This window comes from Bacillus sp. SRB_331 (assembly GCF_003264175.1).
GTDB classification, from domain to species: Bacteria; Bacillota; Bacilli; order Bacillales; family Bacillaceae_G; genus Bacillus_A; species Bacillus_A mycoides.
Genome location: NZ_NADV01000025.1, coordinates 1 through 1,467 on the forward strand (window position 1 = coordinate 1; position 1,467 = coordinate 1,467).

The window sequence follows — 1,467 nt, forward strand, 5'->3', positions numbered from 1 at the left end:
TAATCTGTACCCTTTGTAAAGGACATTTTGAAAAAAGTTAGGCAACATCAAGGAGATGATTTCTGTATCCAACAGGAGTCATCTTTTTTAAATTCCATTGATATCTATAGTGATTATAGTACGTCATATATTTCTTAATCTCTTGTTTCAACTCAGTAAAAGACTCGCAAGGTTTTATATGTGCTTCATCTTTCAGATGACCAAAAAATGATTCCTGTGGAGCGTTATCCCAACAGTTTCCTCTTCTTGACATAGATTGTCCGAGCTTTAGCTTTTTGACTAATTTTTGGTAGGTAGGGCTTGTGTAGTGGGCTCCTTGATCTGAATGAATATATGCACCGTTAGTCAATCGAATCCTCTTATTCCGTTTTAGTTTATGAAGAGTTGTTGTTACGAGGTCTAATGTCATCTGTTCTGAAACATGGTAAGCTAAAATTTCATTGGTTGAGCTATCTAAAATTGTAGATAAATAAGCTCTTTTATTCTTACCGTAAACTAAATAAGTGATATCTGTAAGAAGTGTTTTTCCTGGGGTGTTTTGTTTAAATTCTCGATTTAATTGATTCGGCACTACTCGATGTTCTTTTGAAGCTTTCAGCATTCTTTTATAAGGGTTTGCTTTCCGAATCGGACAGACAATCTCATATTTCTTCATGATTCTACGGATACGCTTTAAATTGTAGACAACTTGAAAATGACCCGCCAATGTCATTTTTATTTGACGAGCCCCTTTCTTTCGATTTCTAAATCGAAGTGCTTTTAATATGATTTCTTTCACGATTTCATCTTGATCGTTCTTTTGTTTCCGTTGTTCTTGAGATGAAATGGAAAAATAATTATAGTATCCCGAACGGGATACACCAGCTACTTTACACAAGTAACTCACCATATTTCTTAAGTTATATTTTATGATGACAGAACGAATCAGGATATATTTCTGACTAGGTGATAACGTTATTTCCTTCTCATCCTCCCTTCCATAAGTTTGATCTTTTTTAACAATTCATTTTCTGCCTTTAGTAAGTTCCGTTCGGCTTCTAAACGAGCATACTTCTCTTCTAACGTAAGCTCTCTCTCAAGAGTTCTTCCCGCGTTTTCGGTGCGTGTATCTCGTAAACCAAATACACCATTTTTTCTGTAAGCAGCACGCCATCTACTTCCTGATGACATAATTCGTTTCATTCCAATCATATCTATATCAAAACCACATTCTTCAAAAATATTTCGGGGTAGTTTTCCTTTCGCATTCTCCTCAATAAAAATACGCTTAAATTCATCTGTATAAGTGATACCTTTCTGACTTACAGATTTTACATATGGGTTATTTGATAGAATTTGAATGTCTCTTTCTGTAAATAGCTTTTTTGTCATTTTAAACCTTCTCCGATTCCAATTTTCTCTCATTATACAAGAAATACCCTATAGAATAGATTTTTTTTCAGTGTCTATTCTATAGGGTACATTTTA

General features: G+C 34.1%; 1 protein-coding gene. It reads right to left on the bottom strand.

Annotated features, from left to right (window positions below):
* Positions 1-37: 37 nt before the first annotated feature.
* Positions 38-1,371 (bottom strand): IS3 family transposase gene (locus B5P42_RS16805; RefSeq protein ID WP_113734727.1). Its coding sequence is split into 2 segments (ribosomal slippage): positions 38-984 and positions 984-1,371, totalling 1,335 coding nucleotides; the frame shifts between segments, so codons are not numbered across the junction.
* Positions 1,372-1,467: the final 96 nt, after the last annotated feature.